Raw genomic sequence first — 20656 nt, 5'->3', positions numbered from 1 at the left:
AAAATTTTTTAGGTGCCTAGAAACATCTTCAAACGCTAGCGGCTTCCGCGACCGTCAATTCGTGTTTTGGGGTGTCCGAGATCTATCCTCCGAGGGGCAATGTACGGAGTTACCTCCGGGTGTGGACTAATACAAGACCGAGCAATTCGGGAATATGTCCACTGACTGGCGTCAGTTTCTAGTACCCGGAGTTTTTGCATTTTGCAGGCTCTAATAGAAAAAACGCCAGAGGTGTCCCACATGTCCCAGCTTTCCATCTTTTCCCTTTCCTCAGACCCGTATTGCTCCGCCATCCAAGCCCTCAACAATGCTCTGTGGAGTATCCCGAACTGCTCGCCCACGTCACAGGATTGTTACTTGAGACCTCGCAGCTGCGGGAAGAACTTCCCTAAGAAATGATACTCTCCCGGCAATTGGCGAGCCGCCTGCTGGAATACCACCATCGGGAGCAAAAGCGGGAAAATGGTTTTTACCTTCCCCTCCGCAGTACCAGACGGGCAACCATAATCCCGTTCAGGAAGGAAGGCAGCCATGCGTAACGCAGTACCATTGAACAACGCCCTGGCTACCGACATCTTGACCCCACTTATGGCCGATGCCGCACTGATGGGCCAGAGCGGTTCTTCCTCACAGGCTCGTCTGCTTTGGGTTCTGATCGAAGATGTTGACCGCAAACTCCTGCAGGTCTTTGCCGAAGTGAACGCGCAACGTTCTTCCGTGCGGGTAAAACTGCCGTCGTTGGAGTGACCGTCAATAAACGCAACAGGATGTGCACAGGATAATGTTGAAAAAATTATCCTGCAAACATCCAGATTCATCTTTTATTTGACGATGTTAAAGAAACTATGCATACACTTGGGCAAAACTGTGGAGGATCGATGAATACGCAAGCTGAACGTAATCTGACGCCTTTCGCTTTTGGAGAAAATCTTGTCCGTTCTATGCTGGGCGAAGACGGTAATCCGTGGTTCGTGGCCAAAGATATAGCCAAGGTTTTGGAGATTCAAAATATCCGGCAGAGTCTTTCTGAACCGGATGAAGATGAAAAGGGTGTATGTATTACTGACACCCTTGGTGGACCGCAGGAAATGATCACTATCTCCGAATCGGCCTTTATTTTCTTGTTTTCCGTTCGCGCAAGCCGCAGGCTCGCGCCTTCTCCAAATGGGTGCGTGCCGAAGTTTTGCCTACGCTGCGTAAAACGGGAGCCTACACCATTCCCCACTCCGGGAAACCTCGGCGCTATGGGATACCAATCTCACCAGTTCAGGTGTTTTTCCGACTGGCATATTGATTGCGGCCTGTGTAGGGCAGGCAATGAAGGCAAGGTCGAGCAGGTTGCCGCCTTTCTCAACAATACAGAATTCCGCTACCTTCTCTGCACCCACGCCATCCTGCGCTTTGCTTATGAACGCGGGAACTGTGCTGCATTCAATGATGTCCTTGTGGTCATAGAAGAATTTCACCACACCTCGGCTGAAGACGGCAACAAGCTTGGCGCTATGGTAGACGCCCTCATGGAAAGCTTCACCGCCCATATCATCGCCATGACGGTCATACTTCCGTAGGGATCAGGTTCCCATCCTCTCACTGGAAACCGAAGCCAGATTCACACAACTCGCCTATACTTATTACGAACAGCTCAACGGCTACAAGTATCCCAAGTCGCTCGGAATCGGTTATCACTTCTATCAGGGGCGCTATTTCGATGCTTTGAAGGAAGTGCGTGATCTAGACAAGAAAACCATTATCCATATCCCCAACGTCAACTCCATGGAATCCACAGGGCAAAAGCTCCATGAAGTGGATACTATTCTGGATGCCATCGTGACCGTGATGGCAAAGGATTCCCGGACAGGCATCATGACGGTGAAAAAACGCAAGGGGAAAAAACTGCGTGTTGCCGACCTCGTAACCGATGACTCCATGTGTGTGAATGTCCTCAAGTATCTGCGTGAGATCTGGGAGCGCGACCAGATGGGCATCATCATTGCGCTCGGCATGCCCAAGGAAGTCTTTGACTGGCCTTGGTGCGAACATGTGCTGACCATCGGCTACCGTTCGTCCCTGACGGAAATTATGCAGAGCATCGGCAGGGCAACCCGTGACTGCGAAGGAAAGAAGCACGCCCAGTTTATCAATCTTATCGCCCAATCCGATGCGGAAGACGAAGACGTCAAGAATTCCGTTAACAACATGCTCTAGGCCATCACGTTGCCGCTGCTCATGCGTGAGGTGCTGGCTCTCAACATCACCTTCATACTGTGTTCCCTCATGAGGCCCGGTGAAACGCTTCAGCCCGGCGACATCATCCTGGACGATATGGAACATCCCGTATCCGAGCGTGTCCAAAAAATTCTCTCCTCCGGCGGTATTGATTAGGTGGTCACAACCCTCCTGAATACCCTGGAAGTCATCAACGCAGTCATCACCAAGACGAACGATCCAAAACTCGTGACTGATGTCGAGATGCCGAAAATCATCATGCAGTTCTTCCCCGACCTCGACATGAACGAAGTCTCGACCGTTAATGGCGTTACTAAGACGCAACTTGCTATGCATGCCAACGGCGGGCTGCTCAGCAAGCTTGCTCCCAAATTTGAAGTCGTGGGCAGTACGCCAGAAAAGCAAAAAAATGACGATGATAGAAACGGTATTCCGAATGGGGCAAAGGAATTTTTGAATATTGGAAACAAATTCATCGACATTGATAACTTTAACATTGACCTGATTGATAGCATCAACCCATTTCAGGGTACGTATGAAATCCTCTCCAAGTCGGTCAATGCCGCTCTGCTCAAGACCATTCAGATACACATTTGGGATAAAGTCCTCTCCCCATACCATGAGAGGAGAGGACTCTTAATATTGATTTTGATGAGCAACTCTGCGAGTTGACGTGGGTTGCCTGTAAGCCCCGTCGACGACTTGATCTTACTTTTATACATCCTCCTTCAAGTGCGCGGAGGCCCAAAAGTATGTACAGCACGGTCACTCACCAATATAAAGATTGGATGCTCCTTCATATTCTTTAACTTATAAATTTTTAATTATTAGAGTAGTGGCACTTTTAAAGAGATCTGGTTAAAATAATTATATATTCCGTTTATATCTTGTTTGTTTATGCCGTATAACTGTCCAACTTTGTTTATAAAAGTATAGAAATCTTCAAGGATTGCATATATTTTTGCTTCTTTTACGTTAAGAAAAGAAGAATCCATAATTACTAATGGTATTGATAATTTATTTTTATGATAATTAAATATTATATATCCAATTTTAATATTATTGATATTGGGGCTGTTTCGTTTTATAGATAATTCTAGTTGTGTAACATCGTTATTGTTTTTTATAACATCATAAATTGGTTTTGATATGTCAATTCCAGTACGATGCTTGTATTCTGCTGTAAATTCTTTAATTATATTTTTTTTGAACTCTGATATTTCTTTTGAATCATCTTCTTGCATCGTGTAGAAATAAATAGCATCAGATAGAGAATATTTTTTTAAAGCATCTTCTGGACTATTAAAAAATAATATATATACAATTAAACAAATAGAAAACAAAATTAACCATATTTTGAATAAAAAATAGAATATTTTCTTCATTTGTATTCTCGATAGTGTGATTTATTTATTATATAAATTAATATATTAATTATTCAAATATTGAATTCTTTGTTTGAATGCCGTCAAAAATATTGACTAACCATGCCTTTCGTACAAGTGCTCTATTTATTTTTTCTTCAAGAGTTATACATATTCCAGTGACACCCAATATCATTTGGTTATATATTCCTTCAATATCAGCCATGCCATTGTTGTTTTCTATCCATTGATTTTGATTGTATATAATTTTGTTTTTATTTATTTTTGATAATTTTGTTTCATATGCTTTTGTATTAATAAATTCATCCATTTCCTTGATTAATCTATCATATTCCCTGTCATAGCAAGCATACAAATCTGCATCTGATTGATATGATTTGTTTTTGCATTCATTAAAATCATTTTCAGATGATGACTTTATACCTGTTGGTTTTGGGTTTGCTTTTTTTCCTGTTTTGAAGATATTAACACGATCACATTTTTTTTCGTATTCATTCCAAAACTGTTTTACAACAATAGTAGTTTCAACATCATTACCAATATTTCCAAATATGCCATCGGAACTATCTTTATCCTGTATGAAAATCAAATCTTGTCCATTAGGCATTTTAATAGAAGAGTAGCATAGAGGGGTACATGTATTTCCTTGAAATATACCTTGAAATGTTTGTTGATCGATAATTTTTTCTGGACATTCTGAGTTCATTTTTGAAAATGAAGTTTCGCAAGTAAGAAATATGAATAATATAATTAATAGAAAAATATTTTTCATAAAAAATTACTCATAGCAGGCTAAAATTTCATTTTCACCAGTAAAGAATATGTTGACTTCAGATGCGGTAAATGATTCAATAACTTGATTATATTGTGGATTTTCTTTGTAAATTTTCATTTTCCAACAGTTGTCAGTTTCTGGTTCACAGACTCCAATGATGGCGTAATCAGATTTTTTTAGAGGTGAAGGTTGAATATAAAGTCTCATTGCTGTAACTGGTTGAATAGATATGGGAGTATTCATATTGAATTTTATTGCAACTATATCTGAATTGGGTTTGTTCAAAGATAAGTATTGCATGACTTTTTTAAGTTGTTTGTTGAAATCACTATTTATAGAACCTGAAAAAGTCCATGATTCAGGTGCATCTTCTCCTTCATCAAAATCTATCGAATATTTTCCGGATTCTATCTTGTAATTTGATATATTTCCTATTTTTACATCATCATATTTTTCATTTGAAGCATTGGCAGAATGAAAAGGGGTAAGTAGAATTACAAGTATTGTCAGGATAATATTAAACATAATTTATATATTCCTTATGATATTAACAAATATATGGCAGTCAATTAGACTGCCATATATTCATTTAAATCAATTATGGATTAACTCATAAGCGGCTACAAACGGTTCGTTATCGCTTGATGTTTGTGTTTTTGTATTCACATCCTGATCGTCTTCTTCCTCAAATACAAGATCTCGCGTGGTTCGCTTGCTTTCGTGACGATTGACGACGGAAGAAATAATTTCTGAAGCTTCATTTTTCTTCCCTTCACCTCCGAGTGCCACCGCCTTATCTAGTTCTGCCACACGGGAGGGTGAAAGAATGCAGACCAACGTTTCAGTTCCCTTCTGCTCATCAAAACGCCACGCACCCTTTGCCGGAACCGTATAGCTGTTGTTTTTTACGACGGTGTTATCCATTCCGGCTTTTGGGCTTGGGAAGAGCACTTGGTATTGCCCCGATGTGCCTTTGGCCACCCAATAGACGTTCCCGTCCCGGTTCGTTGAAAACAGCAGTCGAACCTTATCTCCACTCTTGAATGATTCAGTAGGGAGGACAGTGGAGAGCTTTCCGTCGCGGGTTAATTCAATGGTTGCTTTGACGGAAATGGTTTCACCTTTAGTTGTATCGGCAGTGCTCCCGGCGACTACGGGGTGTTCAGTCTCTTCCTCATCATCAAACACGAGGTCGCGTGTCTTACGTGTGCTAGTGCCAACTTTGCCCGCGTCAGCAACAGTGACCGTATTGACTTTCTCAGGTATACCTACGGATACGGAAACTCCAGGTTGTGCTCCGGCATACATACTCGGCATGTTATCGCCATAGCGGGCAAAGGAGCGTTCATATCCCTGACGCATGCGTACTCCATAGGGATTAGCATAAACAACATAAGAATTATAACGTGTCAGTTGATTATGCGTCCATGTATATTGGAAACCATTAGACCAGGAAAGGGTAATATTCCAAAAACGCTGATCACCATAATAATTAGGACCGATGTAGAGTCGGGTATTCGGATCCAAATTTGTTTTTAATAAGTTTTCGCTGATATAATTCGGATAATACGTAGGAGCGATACGGACGTCCGTAATATCGAGCCCTGTGAGGTTCGTCAGCATGAAGTTCAACCGCCCTACGGCGTGCCCGGATGAAGGGATAAATGACAGCAGGACGAAAAGCATCAGCCCAGTGAGAGAATATTTTTTCATTCTGTACACCTCCTTATTTTTAACGAGCCCATAATCTCTATTCAATGCTCATACTGGCTCTCTCCGCTCTTTTGACGGCCCACTCTTCCACAAGCTGTGCCTCATTCCCCTGTGCATATTGGTGCAATGCTTTGCGGATCTTTTGGCGTTCCTCTTCCGATAGGGTCTTCCATTCTTGCTGGGCTTTTTCACGGAAAACAGAATCCTCATCCCAGAACACATGCAACCGCTCATGCCGCAAGTTGTCTGAAAAAGAGCGTTTTTTTCCTTGGCTGGCCGCCAATATGTGAGAATACTTTCCCGTAGGGACAAAATTTCCACCCTTAATGGTGATGACGCCATCTGAGAGCAACACTCCAATCAGATGTTCTTTCTCAAGCTCTGGACTGGAAGTTTCTTGGGAGACAACAGCGTTCAGCCAAGCACATACCTGTGTAACCCGATAGTGATAGCCCAGTACGCCTTCAATGAATTTTTGCGGATCAAGTGAGGAATCCACATCTCCCGCATAAATTGCCAATCCGTAAATGCTCCGAGCCAACGCCCGGTGATCTTCGTAAAAGAGCTCGTGCGTCGTCGATTGGTATTTCCAGTTATGCGTAAAAGTTCCGAGGAGTTCCACGGAATTTTTTTTCTGGATGTCTACAGGGGAAGGTGGAGAAGACAGTGGCCTCCCATCTTCAGTCGGAATATACTTTTTCCATAGGGATTCCAGCATACCGGCAGAGCATGGCGAAGCGGCCAACAATGCAATACATGAAAAGAGCAATATGTTTTTTTTCATAGCAAATGAGCCCAGAGCTCTACGCCCTGGGCCCTTACGAATTAGAACGTGGCGATATCAGACAGCATTCCTTGGACGTTGCTGCCCATAGACTGAACAAGGCTCAAAAGGGACTGCAACGGTGAGAGCAAGGAAGCGACGCCATCATTAACGGCAGCCGTGCCACCCCCTGTTGCAACTTGCTTAGCGCAGCCGCCGATGCCTCCAACACTCAAAGTGGAACCGACCTGATCTTTGACCTGCGAGAGAATGTTGGTCACATTCTGCACGAGGGCCATCAAATCAGAGCTCATCTTTTCAAGCTTGGGAGTAAGGGAAGATTTCAGAGAAGCGAGGTCTTGAGGGGACACATCTTCCTTGGCTTCACTGAAATACGCCTTCTGTGCCTCACGCAAAGAAGCCTGTTGATCGTTGTACGCGTCGATTTTAGAGGCATCGACATCGTTGAACGCCATCTCGGCACTCTTTACACGGCTTGCACCGGCCTCGCGGGCGAGCTTGGCGCGAGTCTTTCCATTATTCTTATCCCAAAAGGCCGCGTAGTTCTCACTGGCATTTTGGAATTGTTTGGCGAGAGCGATACCCGCACTTCTGGTCGCTTCAGATACCTTACCGGTCCGTTCGATTTCGGATTTGGCACTGGCGAGTTTTGTGCGGTAGGAGGCGTCGGCAGCGTCAATTTTTTTGCGCAAGGCGCGTTCTTGATTCCAGTCACAAGCGGATTTGGTGCTCTGTTTGATGCTATCCAGTGAGGCCATTTCCATATCAGCCGCACTGGAACCGGCATCAGCGGCACTCTTGTTGGACTGGCCCAACAAATCCAGTCCCGCCCAAACGAGGCCCGCCAGCATGACGACAAGCAGTGTCCACAACGCAATCTTACGCATTTTCTTGGAAACCATATGAATATTCCTTTGTTAAAGGTTAGAGAGCTAAGTAGTATTTATTTCCCGAATAAGGCACCTACGGCCCAGAAGTAGGGATGTAATGGATAAGAGTATCCAAGACCAAGAGGATTTTCCCCTTCTTTACAGTTTGCTATAAAGTCACGTTGTGTTTTTGAAAAAGCAGCAACCGCATCCTGTTCTTGACCTTGGCTAACCAATATTTTCATGAAATAGGAAAGAAGATATGCTGACGCCTTATCGTCTGCAAACCAAAGTGTACCATAAACATTATTTATATTTCTACGCATGAATATATCTACAAAACTAATTTGATCAACATTTGGTAACCATCCAGCTTTTCGTAGTTGAGATTCTGTTTCTTTGATTGAAAAAAACTCTATCATCTGATTGTCCTCAAGGGTAGATGGCGCAAATGTTACTCCTGTATTACAGGCAGAAAGGATAACATATCTTGTATTAAAAAAAGATTTTTCTGGTATTTGTGTTATTTCTTTAATAGTAAATAAACCGTCATACCCACTATCATCTGAATCTGCAAAATACAAGTAGCTATTTAATGGAGAAAGACTTGGAAGTTGCTTTTCAATAAATGCTTTTTCTTTTTTTAGCCTTTTAAGGGTTTTGGGTTTATCTTTGTATTTTATTAAATTTGATTCGTATTGAATTATGTATTTGTAGTATACTTCTGAATATGGCATGCCATGTGTTGCAAAATATATATATTCATAACTTGAATTATATATTTTATCTTTAAACCATTTTTCACTTGCTTCATTTTTTATTTTTATATCTATTACTGAATCATCATTACCCAAAATATTTTTCACTGAAATGACTTCATCTTCTGCAGAATCAAGATTTTTCATTTTTATTTTTGAATTTGAAGGGTTTCCTGCAGCAAGTAATGTCTTTGTCGATTTTTTCTTATTGATGTCTGTCAGCGCTGCCATAAATGACGATCTGATATTGCCTATTTCATAGTCTTCAACTAAGAAGCGAGGAGTATTATTTTCAACTGAAGATATGAGAGCACAGAATGGAACTTGGGATATAAATCCTCCAGTAGAAAAATAAATACGACTTTTATTTATTATTTTATTATGAATAGGCTTTATAAGCCATGTATATAAATCAGATAAAGTGGTAATAGCATTCTGCATGTATTGTTGGTCTTCTTCTTTTGTAGGGGCAGTATTATGACCATACAATTCTATATAGTTTACCAAAAAATTTGTTTTAATAGTATTATCTATATCTTTTTTTGAAACATTGACAATCATACTGTCGATACTATCTCTACTTATACACACAATAACCAATTGATCAGTGAGTTGCATGTAATGAAGCAATACCTGATCTTCAGAAAGTGCCTGTTGGATTTTGGGAATATCTAGCCGGGCACTGGATTCAAAAATAACGGCATCGCCCGGATATTTTTCTTTCCATTCGGCAAGCAGTGTCTGGTAGTCCTGATCCAACTGCTGTACGATAGCCTTTTGCTTCTTCGCTTCTTCTGTTTTAATTTTATGGACAAGTTTGGTTTCTTCGTTGGCATCTGCCGGCACTGGAGCCACTACAGGTACACTCGATTCAGCTTTGGCTTGTTTCCGTCCTAAAGCTACAAGTTTGTCATATAGTTTCTGTTTATTGGCGTCTGCAAATTCCATTTGGACAAGCGCCGCACTGGCCTTTTGAATTTCATTGCGCAGGGTTTCATCAAATTGCATTTGCATCTCAAGATATTTGACATCTTGTGTCGCTTCATGCAGACGGGCACAGACCTCCATAGCCTCACTGTAAAGATCCTCTTTTCCCGCCATGTACTCGCCGAGAAGTTCAACGCTTTCGAGGCTCGTGCGCATGGCCGTCACAAGATTGATGGCGAGTGTGTAGTGCTCAAGGGCTTCCTCAGGCCGCCCTTTTTGAAAAGCGCAGAAACCCAATCCCTGGTGAGCCGCCCAGAGCATTTCTTTGGAGCCGACCTGTTCCGCAAGCTGGAAGGCTGACTGATAGGCTTTTTCGGCTTCTGCAAGAGCTTCGGTTTTGTCGATTTTAGGAACAGCAGGTTCATCATCGAATACGAGATCTCGGCTGGTTCTTCCTGGAAGTGCCGTTTGTTTGAATACACCGCCTATTTGAAGCAATGCCTCAGCCTGATTTCGTGGAAGGCGCAGCTGGCTATAGATATCCAATGCTTCCCGGTAGCAATTCAATGCCGTCTCCAAGTCCCGATCTTCCCGTTCCGCAATTTTCCCCACACCGAGGAGGGCACCGGCTTTGCCTTCTTGGAACCCCGTACGTTCGTAGAGTTCCAGCGCTGCGCGATAGTCGGCTCGTGCTTCCGAAAGTTTTCCTGTTATGCGGTTGAGGAGGGCGCGGTTGGAGAGTGCGATCGCTTCATCTTTGACATTACCTACCTCCCGGGCAATGGCTAGTGCATCTTCAAAGGCACGCATGGCATCGGGAAAATATCCCATGCTCTTTTTAACCAGACCAAGATTATTGAGATCGACGCCTTCATTACGGCGCAGTGTATTTTTTCGCTCCGTCTCAAGTGAATTATTCAGGAGTTGCAACGCCTGAGGGTAGTCACCTCTTTCCCAATAAAGGATGCCAAGGTTGCTGCCGGATTCTGCGAGAGTGAGTGGTTCACTGATACGGGCCGCAAGCTCTTTTGCTTGAGTCAGACTCTCGGAAGCGCTGGCGAAATCGCCTAAATTCCCTTGGCAAAGCCCCATTGCTGTCAGGAGCCTTCCACGAACGCGAGGATCGGCATCTTGTGGCAGAAGGTGGGCAGCCTTATCGTAAGCGGCACTGGCAGGCGCATAGATTTCCAGTGCGCGATAGGCATCCCCCATTTGAGCGTAGACATTGGAGAGCTCTGCCTTTGGCAATTTGGGCAGAGCCTGCATCATCCTTTCCAAAGTCTGAATTTTCAGGGCATGCTGCTCAAGATGGGAATGGCAGATAACAAGGTTTTTGTATGATTTGAGCAGAATTTTTTGATCGGCTTTTCCGGGATTGCTTAAAAGGTTTTCATAAATTGTGACGGCAGAAGCGTAATCTTCAGCCTGCATGTAGGCGATGGCGGCATTGCCCAAAACCATTTGAGCCTTTGCCGTCTCTTTTGCCTTCTTCAACAAGTCCGCAGTCTGGACAAAAAGCCTCGCTGCATCGGCATATTTCCCCGTCTTATACGCCGCCTGCGCTTCTTTGAAGGTTTGTTCAAAACCAGCCGCCTGCACAGGGGCTGTGCACAACATAAACGATACCAAAAACGCAGCGGCGAATCGGAACATGCTGTCTCCAATACGGGGAAGTCATACTTCCCCGTACAGTTTTCGATGGAAAATTATTTGTGAGTCAGTACATAGTGCGCGACAAAAGGCTCTCCTTTCGGCGCAACCTGCTGTTTTGTATTTACATCTCCTTCATCTTCATCATCAAAGACGAGGTCTCGAGTCGTACGCTTTGGAGTATTTTTTTCTTCAAGCTTTGCAAGCTGCGTACTGCTTTGTGCATTGATCTGCGCTGTGTCAGCTTCAGCGATGGCTTTGTCCATGTCCGGCAATTTCTCTGCGGACAGAATGCACAATAACTCTTCATTCCCAGGAGTATCATCGAAGCGGAATGTTCCTTTTGGGGGAATAGTATATTCTTGATTACGCTGTACTGCGTTGTCCATATTTGCTTTAGAGGGAAAAAGTACGGAATAGTTCCCCGAACTTCCTTTGGCGAGCCAATAGACGTAACCGTCGATATTGGGTGTAAATACAAGCTTGACACTATCTCCAGACTTAAATTCATGGCTTGGCAGGACAGTGCTGGTTGTGCCGTCACGTTTCAGAAGCATGGTCGTCTTCAATGCGGTAGTTTGCTTACCGGAACTTTCCATAGCCTGAGTCTGAGCCGGTTCCTCATCATCAAAAACGAGGTCACGGGTCGTCCGAGCGGCCCAAGAGTCATTTCCCCAAAACATGAACAGGGCACCGAGAATAATCAAAAGGGAATAGCGTTTCATAACTCCTCCATAGAAATATTATTTCTTAGGCAGATACTTGTTGAAGATTTTTGCAAGAGTCGTCCCCAGAGTCTCCTCTGGAAGCGGAGAGCCAGAAATGGACATTGCCTTGATGGTGAACATTCCACTGCTGATTGGGGTTCCATCAGGTTTGTCGAGGGCAAGGATGTAGGTGCCCTCTTCTGGGAGAGTCATATTACGGACACCGGTCGTGTCCCAGACAGGACGGACATCCATGGATTTCCGTTCTAACAATCGCTCTTCAGCACCTACTTTTTTATAAAGGCTTATAATAATACGAGGTGTTTCAAATGACTTTTCTCCTTGGGCGATCCATGAGACGACATTGGTTTCGAAAGTCTCAGAAGGGTCGATGGGCTCCCATTTGTCGTTAAGTGTACGACAAAACAGAATATAATTTTGTTCCGCACAGTACCCCTGCTGAGGAAGTGAAAGAACAAAAAACATGAAACACAAACAGGTTATGACGCTTTTTCTGAACATTTGGCCTCCATCGACAAACTGGTTTCATTATAGATGTTATTTTATTACATTATAGATGTAATAAAATTACATTTCAAGGTCTGAACCGCTACCGTACTCTTTTTTATCCAAAAAAGGAGTACAACGTGGCGGAACGTGAAGTACAGCGACTCGCTAAAATACTTGGAAATTCCATCGTTGAGAGACGGAAAATTTTGGGGATGACACAAATCGAACTCGCCAATCATCTGGACATGGCTCCAGACGCTCTGTCACGTATCGAAAATGGGTATGTTGCCCCTAGATTTAACCGAATTGAAGAGATGGCGAAGGTTTTGGAGTGTTCCGTTGCGGAGCTTTTTCGAGAAAAAAACGATTCGCTGAGAGCACGAGCTGACAGCATTGCCGACATCATCAGCCCACTTCCGGCAGAAAAACAGGAAGAAGTAGTCAGCCTCGTTTCCCATTTCGTCAGTATTCTAAGAAAATGACTTTTTATTTGTGAAATGATTTTAACTATATATTACCATTTTGAATCGGTAGTTTTTTCTTGAAAAAGACCTGTCCGGAAGACTCGGGCAGGTCTTTTTATGTTCAGGAGGAACAGATGGAATCATTTTGTTCGGATCAGATACGCGAGCTGGCGCAGGCACTCATCAAAGTTCAGGAACAACTCCAACCGGCGACCAAGGATGCCAATAACCTTTTTACTAAAAGCAAGTACGCCACCCTCAACAGCGTCATGGATTCGTGCCGTGACGCCTTGCTTTCAACGGCATCTGGCTTTGTCAGTATCCGGTTCCTGCCGAACCGGGGTATCTTGGGTTGGTCACAAAGCTCACCCACGTGGAGTCAGGACAATGGCAGTCGAGCCTTGCGGTGGTTCCCCTGCCCAAGGCCGATCCCCAAGGAGTGGGTATCAGCATGACCTATATGCGCAGGTACGCGCTTTCGGCCATGCTTGGCATCGTAACGGAGGAAGATACGAATGGAGAGTTTGCTTCAGACAAGTTCAACCGTCCTCAGAGACAGAAAAAAGCCGCAAACGCCCCACAGAGAGACAAAACGACTCAGGATGAACTAGGACAAGCAAAAAAGATTTCACCACCCTCAAATCGAACGTCAGAAGGACTTTCCAAGCTGCCTCGTCTGGATGGAGTTTCATACGAAATCGTACCGGCACAGGATGGTCGGGAGTGTATCCTCGTCACAGGAAACACGGCGGCGAAAATGGAACAGCTCTCGGCGGCAGGGTTTCACTGGAACCCGCAACGAAGAATCTGGTGGAAGTATGTCGCATAGCAGAAAGGGCCGTCCTTGATGGGGCGGCTCTTTCTGTTTCTGCTATCAACACGGGAGAAATGGATGGACGGAACAATCAGAAATACGGGAGCGGAAGGATTGCTAGAAATCCTCTGCTATGGACTGGAACGGGATGCGGAACAGCGAACGGCGAATCGGCTTGGGGATCGATCCCGGTATGTTGGGTTATCGGATATCGCCAAGATGCTGGACTGCCCACGGGCGGCACTGGCTACCAAGCTCTACACAACTGAACATAAAAATACAGCCGAAGCTCTCAAACACCAGTAACTCCTCCAACGGGGGCACTGGTTCGAGAAGGGGGTCCGTCAGGCTCTCATGGGATATGGTTTCTTCCCCCTGTCTCAACTGGAAATTGAGATCAGATACTGAGAGGTTCCTATCAAGGCCCATCTGGATTTCACGCTGGTGGCTGACCACCCCCAGCCGACAGTACGAATTTTGGAAGTCAAATCCACTGTAAGGCTGCCGCCAACACTTTCTGAGAGCTACGCCATGCAGATCGGCGGTCAGACGGCATTGCTCAAAGCCTATTGGAACCATCCGGTTTTCAACTTGGTACTGGACACCGGGAAGTCCTCCACCACAGAACATTCCCTGAAATCTGTAAAGAACTCCTTGACGTATCCCTTTCTGATGATGCTTCAGCTTGCGACATTCAAGGGTGGGTTCTCTGTCTCTCCATGTGCGATGTCAAAGCTTTTGGCCCGTTTCTTCCTGAAGATACGGATATCACCCGGTGTTTGGACATGGCTTCCGAGTTCTGGGAAACCATGATTGCGCTGAGAGACAATCTGCTGAACCTGAACACGATTCAAACGGTACAAGGGCTTTCCCCCCTGTGTCCATCGTGTCTTTGGAGGAAGGATTGTCCGCACTTCAAAGGTTCTTCACATCCTGAGTGGGAGGATACCCTTGCACAGTTTATAGATCTGAAAACACAGAAAAAATCCATTGAAGCAGAGAACGGAGAATTGGAATCCCGTTTGAAAGCCGCCTACCAGCTTTCCCATACGGTGAGGGGAGAGTGGATCAACGCGGGAAACCATACGTTCCGGGTGATTCCACAGAACGGGAGAGTAACGCTGGATCGAAAACGGTTGAATGAGGAACTTGAAATACTGTTGGGAGGGCAGGAAGCCCAGATGCTCATAGCAAGGTGCGAAAAACAGGGAGACCCCTTTGAGAGGCTCTATGCGGTTCGGAATTGACCTATACGGTTTTAAACCGTATTCTTTTTTTAACAGGAGGCATTCCATGACACAATTCTCTTCCCGGACATCACGATTCGATATTCGCATCCCTTCTCACGTTAGAGAAACGGTTGAAATGGCTGCTTCCCTTGAAGGGCGGAGCCTTACGGATTTTCTGATTGCCGCCATGCTTGAAAAAGCGGAAAAGGTCATCTCCATACATACGCGAATCGAATTGACGCTGAAGGATCAGGCTGTGCTGGCTGAGGCTCTTCGTACGCAATCATGTGAGGAGCCTACTGAATTCATGAAGCGGATAGCTTCTGAATATCGGGACAAGGTCAAGAGCGTATGAATCTACTGTTTTCGTTGCTTTCCAAGTCTCATGACAGAAAAGGGTTTTCATGCGGGAATACCGCATTGGATACTTACCTCCAAAAGCAGGCCCGTCAGGATGCCCAACGTGGTTTCTCAACGGTCATTGTCGCTACGGAGGAGGAAAATCCTGAAAGAATAATTGGATACTACACTCTTGCCGCGGCATCCGTAGCTTTGGATCGACTTCCGGAGGAAACACGAAAGGCACTTCCCCGGTATCAGGACATTCCCTCCATCCTGCTGGGGAGGCTTGCCGTTTCCAACGCATTTCAGCGACAACATATCGGTTCTCTGCTTGTTTTTGATGCCCTTCGACGCTCGCTCCGCAATGAGCTTGCGTGGGCGTTCTTTCTTGTTCAGGCGAAAAATGAGCAAGCGAAGCGGTTCTATATCAGATGCATGTTCCAATCGTTTCAGGATACGCCGATGTACCTGTGGATGTACAGAGCACAGGCATTGAAGGTTATCGGCTCCTAGTTTTTGTAAAACGGCCTATGAATATCCCGGTTTCTCTTCGGAGAGGCCGGGATTTTTTATTTTCAAAGGAGAAAACCATGAATCAGAATCTGTTCAAGGAATTGGCCTCCCTCGTTCCGGCGCAGCTTGATGCCGGACAGGTCTTCACGGGGACGCCAACAGGAAAAGCTGTCAAAGGTTACAAAGAGGCGTGTTCGTACACCCTATCCGTTGATCCGACCTACATTTTTCATGAATCGGCACGGGATGTGGTTGTCTGGTTTATGCACGACCTTGATCCCCTGTATCTGTATGGTCCTACTGGATGCGGGAAGACGACGCTCATCAAGCAGCTTGCCGCACGGCTGAACTACCCCGTGTTTGAAGTGACGGGGCACGGACGGCTGGAGTTTGCCGACCTGTGCGGTCACATTTCCCTACAAAAAGGCAGCATGATCTATGAATACGGTCCATTGCCGCTTGCCATGCGGTACGGGGGAATTCTTTTGATCAATGAGGCGGACTTGCTTTCCCCTGAAGTTGCCGTTGGCCTTAACGGTGTTCTGGACGGTGCGCCTTTGTGTCTGCCGGAAAACGGAGGAGAGGTCATTTCCCCGCATGAAATGTTCCGAATTGCGTGTACAGCGAACACCAACGGAGGCGGTGACGACACGGGGCTTTATCAGGGAGCCATTCGCCAAAACCTTGCACTGCTCGACAGGTATATGGTCTGCAAAGTCGGCTATCCCACGCCTGAAACGGAAAAGGAACTTCTGTCCCGACAGTTTCCGAACCTTCCCGAACACGTCGCCTCGAACATGGTCAGTTTCGCCAATGAAGTTCGGAAACTCTTCATGGGCGATGCCGATTCCTATGAAAATACCATCGAAGTGACCCTTTCCACCAGAACCCTTATCCGTTGGGCCAATCTTGCCCTCAAGTTCCAGCCGCTGGCCAATCAGGGCATTGAGCCGCTTTCCTATGCCTTGGATCGTGCCCTCGCATTCAAAGCCACACGGCCAACGAGAGCGATGCTCCATGAACTTGTGCAGCGTATCTTTGCCGTAACATTCTAACCATAGAGAGGAAACTATGAATACAGCCATTCGTTCCGACATCAAAATTCTGGACAGCCTTGTGGCCCTGAACCTCAACATCAGCGTGTGGTCCGCCCGAAAAAAGATGTGCCTTGAAGATTTCGGAGGTGCGGAGCTTCCCCCTGAAGACCTTGCCTCTTTGGGGAGCAAGCGTATCGCCGATCCCGACAGCCTCAAGGTATTCTCCACCCTGAAGGCCCGTGCCTTCAACTACCTTGACCGTCATGGCATCCGTTTTATGTCCGGCTGGGCCATCCCGGAAGACAAGGCTGGGGACATCATCGATGAATTGATCCGGATCAGAGAAACGTTCCTTCAGGAAAAGGAAGCGTTTCTCGCCGATTACGACCAGTCCATCGAGAACTGGATTACCAGGCACTGCAAGTGGGGAAATATCATCCGGGAATCCACGGTAGGGTCGGACTATGTTCGTTCAAGGCTGTCCTTCTCGTGGCAGCTTTACAAAGTCGCGCCGCTCACCGAACACGATAACCCCAATGCCGTAAGCGAATCCGGACTGAATGAGGAAGTGGAGGGGCTTGCCGGAACGCTGTTCAAAGAAATAGCCAATTCAGCCAACGAGATATGGCAAAAGGTCTACGCCGGGAAGGATACGGTGACGCACAAGGCCCTTTCCCCGCTCAGGACCCTGCACCAAAAGCTCTGTGGGCTGACTTTCATCGAGCCTCACGTAGCTCCGGTAGCCAGCCTCATCCAGACGGCCATCAACAGCATACCCGCCAAGGGCAATATCGCCGGAAAGGACATCCTCCTTTTGCAGGGTATTGTCTCCATGCTCCGCGATCCGTCCTCAATGCTGCAACACAGCCAGAGGCTCATCGAAGGGCATTCCCCTCAGGACGTCATGAACGCGCTTCTCGCCAATGACGTGTTTACCGTGTGCCAACAATACGCCATCCCTGAAGAAGTCCCCTTTGTGCACGTCTCGAAAAAACATTCCGCAAATATCCTCAACATCGGACTGTGGTGAGCCATGCTCAAGACCAAAGACATCATGTCCTGTCTGCCTTTGTTGGCCTGTATTCTGGGAAAGCAATACAACATCACCGTAGAAATAGGAGGAACTACAGCCTATACGAATGGAAAAACGATTCACATTCCTTCTCTTGAAATAGGTACTGATGAAATATATATCAATATGACAATGGGATACGTTGACCACGAAGCGGCACATATTAGATACACAGATTTTCAACTGCTTCAGAAGGCCAATCTCACTAAATTGCAGTTTCACCTTTTTAACATCATCGAAGACTGGAGGGTTGAAACGCTGCTTGGAAAGCACTTTCCGGGATGCAGAAAAAATTTCGATTTCATCATTGCGTATCTTTTTGGGAAAGAAAGACAAAAGGCCGGAAGTAACGCTCCGGCCTTTTTTGTTCTGGAGTATATCCTTTTGACCGTGAGGAGTTGGAATAGCTCTGAAGTGGAAAAGAATAGAATATATTCAAGAAAAGAGATGGTTACGGCCTGTCCGGGAATTGAAAAAGAACTGGATGTCTGTCTCAAAAAGATTCATGCAAACACACGGACGACACAGGATGCGATTGGCCACGCGCTGTTGCTGGAATCCGTCATCAAAAAATGGATACCCGAACAGCCGCAGGGGAGTACGTCTCAAATGGAAAAACGGAATGATCACCCCGATGGGGGACAGAGCGTCATTTCAGAAGAAAAAGACGGAGCACAGGATGCTTATGAAGATTCGTTTCCCAAAACGATGGGAACGATTTTGAAGGAAACACTCTCGGCGCAGGCGGGAGGCATGGACTCAGAACACTGGACGGTCGCCAAGATTCGTCCCGTTACGCCTGACGCCATTCCCCCGGATACGCTGAGAAGGATAGAACTGATTACGAGAGGATTGTCCATCAGGATTCAGGGACTCATGCAGTCGCTCTCCATGTCGGCTTCCTAAGAAATAGGGGAAACGAATCGTTATCCAAAAAGATTTTGATTACTCATAGGCTCCTCCAATGGAGGAAAATAGCCTTGACCTGATGTGGCTGTTAGCAGTTGCATGGGGGTAACAGCCAAAAATAGAAAATATACATTTTATTCTATTCCCATACCATATTTTCTTGAGTTTTGCCTTCCGGTAACGTCGGTTTCACTTCTTCCTTTGAGGAATTTCTTAGATGATTGACGGTTTTGGGGGATCGGGCTATTTTCATGCATATACATGGAGTTTCTATGGAGCCCTTCACAAAGGAATATGCTTCTCCTGTCTGCGTCTGTATGCAGCTCCGCAAAGCCGGGCGTGTTGTTACACAGACTTATGATCGTTGCCTGCGTCCCGTGGGCATCCGGGGAACACAGTTCGCGCTGCTGAAACGGATCGCCTGTATGCGTCGGCCGTTTATTACGGATATTGGCAAGGTGCTGTGCATGGATCAGACCACGGCGACCCGGAATATCGGGCTGTTGGAGCGGGCGGGGTTTGTTGCCGTTGGCGTGCATCCTGACGATGCCCGGAAGAAGGTGGTGGAGCTGACGCCAAAAGGACAGGCCAAGCTGGAGGAAGCCTTTCCCTTATGGGAAGAGGCACAGCGGGAAATCAGGGAATACCTCGGTGATGACAGGCTGGGCAATCTGTGTTCCCTGCTTCAGGTCCTGAGCGATTTCTCCGGCGAATGAAGTTTTTCCCTGTTCCATAGATACCCTTAATGAAGGAATAAAGGAGGATTGCTATGAACGTACTTCTTATCAATGGCAGCCCGCACAAGAAGGGCTGTACCTACACCGCCCTCAGCGAAGTGGCGGGACAGCTTGAGAAAAACGGCATCGGATCGAATATCGTGCATATCGGCTCGAAGCCCATTCGGGGATGCATCGCGTGCGGCGCTTGCCGGGAAACCGGGTTGTGCGTGTTTGATGACGATCCGGTCAACGAGTGTTCAGGGCTTTTGAAGGCGGCGGATGGCCTTGTCGTGGGGTCGCCCGTCTACTATGCGGCTCCCAACGGCGCGTTGTGCGCATTCTTGGATCGCCTGTTCTATATGAAAAGCGGAGCCTATGCCTACAAACCTGCCGCCGCTGTGGTCAGTTGTCGCCGTGGCGGGGCCAGCGCGGCTTTTGATCGTCTGAACAAGTATTTTACCATTTCCTGTATGCCCATCGTGTCCTCGCAGTATTGGAACTCCGTGCACGGCAACACGCCGGATGAAGTGAGGCAGGACAAGGAAGGCTTGCAGATCATGCGGACGCTGGGTGACAACATGGCATGGCTGATCAAGTGCATTGAGGTTGCCAGGGGGACCGTACCCTATCCGGTGCGAGAGCCGTGGACGCCCACCAACTTTATCCACTAGCCTTAGCTTAGGCTGCGGTGATAGGGGGAACCCTAGGTCGTGTCGTCAATTAGATATAATCTATTGAGATTATTTAACTGTTTTTGAATTATAAAAAGATTGTTTTCAATAATTTCAAATGGTTATATATAAAAAATGGCGATGCGCCTAGTAGGGTTGCTCTGCTTGGCAATAAGAACAACTGTACCTACGGAGATAGGGGAACCCCCTGTGCGGGCCCGCATTCTTTTGGGAGTGCGGGCTCTTCTGTTGTGTAATACAATGATGCGTATTGCTGTAGGATTGCGGGAGGGATGCCGCTTTCTGAAAATATACGTCATGTTGCGGACTATGAAGGGGGGACGGCCTTGCCAAGGATGCCGCTTGTGGAAAGAGGGTAGGGGCCGGAAGGAAGAAGGAACGGGCAGGGCGCCTGAGTACGGGGAGGGCGCGTCCTTCCCGTCAGCCTGCAACGTGTGCTCAGCACGTTTGGAGCTCCGGACGGGGGAGGCCGGGCGGCCTCTTAAGATATCGTTTGCCGTTTGGGAAAAAGAACGCTACTGGATTCTAACACGCCAATATTACGATTCTGTGACAAGACCG

25 protein-coding genes are annotated in these 20656 nt (G+C 46.3%); 16 read left to right on the top strand and 9 right to left on the bottom strand.

Going from position 1 to position 20656, the window contains the following annotated elements; genetic code table 11:
* Positions 1-531: 531 nt before the first annotated feature.
* The 5 genes from AC6I1V_RS04385 to AC6I1V_RS04365 all read left to right on the top strand — a co-directional run bounded on the left by AC6I1V_RS04385 (position 532) and on the right by AC6I1V_RS04365 (position 2898).
* Positions 532-747: a hypothetical protein gene (locus AC6I1V_RS04385; protein ID WP_497736877.1), complete on the top strand. Its 216-nt coding sequence runs from the start codon at positions 532-534 to the stop codon at positions 745-747.
* Between the two features lie 131 nt (positions 748-878).
* Positions 879-1568, top strand: coding sequence for a BRO-N domain-containing protein (locus AC6I1V_RS04380; protein WP_497736876.1), 690 nt, complete (start codon positions 879-881; stop codon positions 1566-1568).
* A gap of 154 nt (positions 1569-1722) precedes the next feature.
* Positions 1723-2205 (top strand): hypothetical protein, encoded by a 483-nt coding sequence (locus tag AC6I1V_RS04375; protein ID WP_497736875.1) that lies wholly within the window; start codon positions 1723-1725, stop codon positions 2203-2205.
* Positions 2206-2214: 9 nt separating this feature from the next.
* The gene (locus tag AC6I1V_RS04370) at positions 2215-2382 is read left to right on the top strand and encodes a hypothetical protein (protein ID WP_497736874.1); all 168 of its coding nucleotides are present in this window, start codon (positions 2215-2217) and stop codon (positions 2380-2382) included.
* A complete protein-coding gene (locus AC6I1V_RS04365) occupies positions 2383-2898 on the top strand; it encodes a hypothetical protein (RefSeq protein WP_497736873.1) in 516 nt (171 codons plus the stop codon).
* Positions 2899-3053: 155 nt separating this feature from the next.
* Here the strand turns inward: AC6I1V_RS04365 and AC6I1V_RS04360 are convergent, their stop codons facing one another.
* From AC6I1V_RS04360 to AC6I1V_RS04320, 9 genes are all read right to left on the bottom strand, one after another.
* On the bottom strand, positions 3054-3611 hold the full coding sequence (locus AC6I1V_RS04360) for a hypothetical protein (RefSeq protein ID WP_497736872.1): 558 nt from the start codon (positions 3609-3611) through the stop codon (positions 3054-3056).
* A 49-nt stretch (positions 3612-3660) separates the two neighbouring features.
* A complete protein-coding gene (locus AC6I1V_RS04355) occupies positions 3661-4383 on the bottom strand; it encodes a hypothetical protein (protein WP_497736871.1) in 723 nt (240 codons plus the stop codon).
* Positions 4384-4389: 6 nt separating this feature from the next.
* Positions 4390-4911 carry a hypothetical protein gene (locus AC6I1V_RS04350; RefSeq protein ID WP_497736870.1) on the bottom strand — a complete coding sequence of 174 codons (522 nt, stop codon included), beginning with the start codon at positions 4909-4911 and terminating at the stop codon, positions 4390-4392.
* 69 nt (positions 4912-4980) lie between these two features.
* Positions 4981-6099, bottom strand: coding sequence for a DUF4384 domain-containing protein (locus tag AC6I1V_RS04345; RefSeq protein WP_497736869.1), 1119 nt, complete (start codon positions 6097-6099; stop codon positions 4981-4983).
* A gap of 37 nt (positions 6100-6136) precedes the next feature.
* On the bottom strand, positions 6137-6883 hold the full coding sequence (locus AC6I1V_RS04340; RefSeq protein ID WP_497736868.1) for a hypothetical protein: 747 nt from the start codon (positions 6881-6883) through the stop codon (positions 6137-6139).
* A 41-nt stretch (positions 6884-6924) separates the two neighbouring features.
* Positions 6925-7785, bottom strand: coding sequence for a hypothetical protein (locus AC6I1V_RS04335; protein WP_486851244.1), 861 nt, complete (start codon positions 7783-7785; stop codon positions 6925-6927).
* A gap of 41 nt (positions 7786-7826) precedes the next feature.
* Positions 7827-11090 carry a CHAT domain-containing protein gene (locus AC6I1V_RS04330; RefSeq protein ID WP_497736867.1) on the bottom strand — a complete coding sequence of 1088 codons (3264 nt, stop codon included), beginning with the start codon at positions 11088-11090 and terminating at the stop codon, positions 7827-7829.
* A gap of 53 nt (positions 11091-11143) precedes the next feature.
* Entirely contained in the window at positions 11144-11812 is a 669-nt protein-coding gene (locus AC6I1V_RS04325; protein ID WP_482330665.1) for a DUF4384 domain-containing protein, read from the bottom strand.
* Between the two features lie 18 nt (positions 11813-11830).
* The gene (locus tag AC6I1V_RS04320; RefSeq protein ID WP_486854077.1) at positions 11831-12316 is read right to left on the bottom strand and encodes a hypothetical protein; all 486 of its coding nucleotides are present in this window, start codon (positions 12314-12316) and stop codon (positions 11831-11833) included.
* A gap of 125 nt (positions 12317-12441) precedes the next feature.
* Between AC6I1V_RS04320 and AC6I1V_RS04315 the strand changes: the two genes are divergently transcribed.
* The 11 genes from AC6I1V_RS04315 (at position 12442) to AC6I1V_RS04265 (ending at position 20074) form a co-directional block, all read left to right on the top strand.
* Positions 12442-12786, top strand: coding sequence for a helix-turn-helix domain-containing protein (locus AC6I1V_RS04315; protein WP_302552828.1), 345 nt, complete (start codon positions 12442-12444; stop codon positions 12784-12786).
* A gap of 116 nt (positions 12787-12902) precedes the next feature.
* Positions 12903-13223 carry an ERF family protein gene (locus AC6I1V_RS04310; protein ID WP_302552829.1) on the top strand — a complete coding sequence of 107 codons (321 nt, stop codon included), beginning with the start codon at positions 12903-12905 and terminating at the stop codon, positions 13221-13223.
* A complete protein-coding gene (locus AC6I1V_RS04305; RefSeq protein ID WP_486854076.1) occupies positions 13121-13597 on the top strand; it encodes an ERF family protein in 477 nt (158 codons plus the stop codon). The genes AC6I1V_RS04310 and AC6I1V_RS04305 overlap by 103 nt, the downstream gene beginning before the upstream one ends.
* A 554-nt stretch (positions 13598-14151) precedes the next feature.
* Positions 14152-14829 (top strand): hypothetical protein, encoded by a 678-nt coding sequence (locus AC6I1V_RS04300; protein ID WP_486854075.1) that lies wholly within the window; start codon positions 14152-14154, stop codon positions 14827-14829.
* 46 nt (positions 14830-14875) lie between these two features.
* Positions 14876-15166 (top strand): type II toxin-antitoxin system TacA family antitoxin, encoded by a 291-nt coding sequence (locus tag AC6I1V_RS04295; protein WP_486854074.1) that lies wholly within the window; start codon positions 14876-14878, stop codon positions 15164-15166.
* Entirely contained in the window at positions 15163-15666 is a 504-nt protein-coding gene (locus AC6I1V_RS04290; RefSeq protein ID WP_486854073.1) for a GNAT family N-acetyltransferase, read from the top strand. Before AC6I1V_RS04295 ends, AC6I1V_RS04290 begins: the two co-directional genes overlap by 4 nt.
* A 77-nt stretch (positions 15667-15743) precedes the next feature.
* Complete coding sequence (locus tag AC6I1V_RS04285; protein WP_486854072.1) at positions 15744-16721, top strand: AAA family ATPase; 978 nt, start codon at positions 15744-15746, stop codon at positions 16719-16721.
* Between the two features lie 16 nt (positions 16722-16737).
* Complete coding sequence (locus AC6I1V_RS04280) at positions 16738-17733, top strand: DUF3150 domain-containing protein (RefSeq protein ID WP_486854071.1); 996 nt, start codon at positions 16738-16740, stop codon at positions 17731-17733.
* A 3-nt stretch (positions 17734-17736) separates the two neighbouring features.
* The gene (locus AC6I1V_RS04275; RefSeq protein ID WP_486854070.1) at positions 17737-18681 is read left to right on the top strand and encodes a hypothetical protein; all 945 of its coding nucleotides are present in this window, start codon (positions 17737-17739) and stop codon (positions 18679-18681) included.
* 275 nt (positions 18682-18956) lie between these two features.
* Positions 18957-19400, top strand: coding sequence for a MarR family winged helix-turn-helix transcriptional regulator (locus AC6I1V_RS04270; RefSeq protein WP_486854069.1), 444 nt, complete (start codon positions 18957-18959; stop codon positions 19398-19400).
* 53 nt (positions 19401-19453) lie between these two features.
* A complete protein-coding gene (locus tag AC6I1V_RS04265; RefSeq protein WP_486854068.1) occupies positions 19454-20074 on the top strand; it encodes a flavodoxin family protein in 621 nt (206 codons plus the stop codon).
* Positions 20075-20656: the final 582 nt, after the last annotated feature.

Source organism: Bilophila sp. T19-St14 (assembly GCF_059728385.1).
The sequence above is the reverse complement of the archived record's forward strand: the minus strand, read 5'-3'. Positions and strand labels throughout refer to the sequence as shown.

Coding starts and splice junctions, on each gene's coding strand:
- AC6I1V_RS04285 (WP_486854072.1), top strand. CDS start 15,744: ATGAATCAGAATCTGTTCAAGGAATTGGCCTCCCTCGTTCCGGCGCAG.
- AC6I1V_RS04320 (WP_486854077.1), bottom strand. CDS start 12,316: ATGTTCAGAAAAAGCGTCATAACCTGTTTGTGTTTCATGTTTTTTGTT.
- AC6I1V_RS04265 (WP_486854068.1), top strand. CDS start 19,454: ATGAACGTACTTCTTATCAATGGCAGCCCGCACAAGAAGGGCTGTACC.
- AC6I1V_RS04350 (WP_497736870.1), bottom strand. CDS start 4,911: ATGTTTAATATTATCCTGACAATACTTGTAATTCTACTTACCCCTTTT.
- AC6I1V_RS04345 (WP_497736869.1), bottom strand. CDS start 6,099: ATGAAAAAATATTCTCTCACTGGGCTGATGCTTTTCGTCCTGCTGTCA.
- AC6I1V_RS04290 (WP_486854073.1), top strand. CDS start 15,163: ATGAATCTACTGTTTTCGTTGCTTTCCAAGTCTCATGACAGAAAAGGG.
- AC6I1V_RS04360 (WP_497736872.1), bottom strand. CDS start 3,611: ATGAAGAAAATATTCTATTTTTTATTCAAAATATGGTTAATTTTGTTT.
- AC6I1V_RS04335 (WP_486851244.1), bottom strand. CDS start 7,785: ATGGTTTCCAAGAAAATGCGTAAGATTGCGTTGTGGACACTGCTTGTC.
- AC6I1V_RS04310 (WP_302552829.1), top strand. CDS start 12,903: ATGGAATCATTTTGTTCGGATCAGATACGCGAGCTGGCGCAGGCACTC.
- AC6I1V_RS04325 (WP_482330665.1), bottom strand. CDS start 11,812: ATGAAACGCTATTCCCTTTTGATTATTCTCGGTGCCCTGTTCATGTTT.
- AC6I1V_RS04340 (WP_497736868.1), bottom strand. CDS start 6,883: ATGAAAAAAAACATATTGCTCTTTTCATGTATTGCATTGTTGGCCGCT.
- AC6I1V_RS04280 (WP_486854071.1), top strand. CDS start 16,738: ATGAATACAGCCATTCGTTCCGACATCAAAATTCTGGACAGCCTTGTG.
- AC6I1V_RS04385 (WP_497736877.1), top strand. CDS start 532: ATGCGTAACGCAGTACCATTGAACAACGCCCTGGCTACCGACATCTTG.
- AC6I1V_RS04270 (WP_486854069.1), top strand. CDS start 18,957: ATGGAGCCCTTCACAAAGGAATATGCTTCTCCTGTCTGCGTCTGTATG.
- AC6I1V_RS04380 (WP_497736876.1), top strand. CDS start 879: ATGAATACGCAAGCTGAACGTAATCTGACGCCTTTCGCTTTTGGAGAA.
- AC6I1V_RS04330 (WP_497736867.1), bottom strand. CDS start 11,090: ATGTTCCGATTCGCCGCTGCGTTTTTGGTATCGTTTATGTTGTGCACA.
- AC6I1V_RS04295 (WP_486854074.1), top strand. CDS start 14,876: ATGACACAATTCTCTTCCCGGACATCACGATTCGATATTCGCATCCCT.
- AC6I1V_RS04275 (WP_486854070.1), top strand. CDS start 17,737: ATGCTCAAGACCAAAGACATCATGTCCTGTCTGCCTTTGTTGGCCTGT.
- AC6I1V_RS04355 (WP_497736871.1), bottom strand. CDS start 4,383: ATGAAAAATATTTTTCTATTAATTATATTATTCATATTTCTTACTTGC.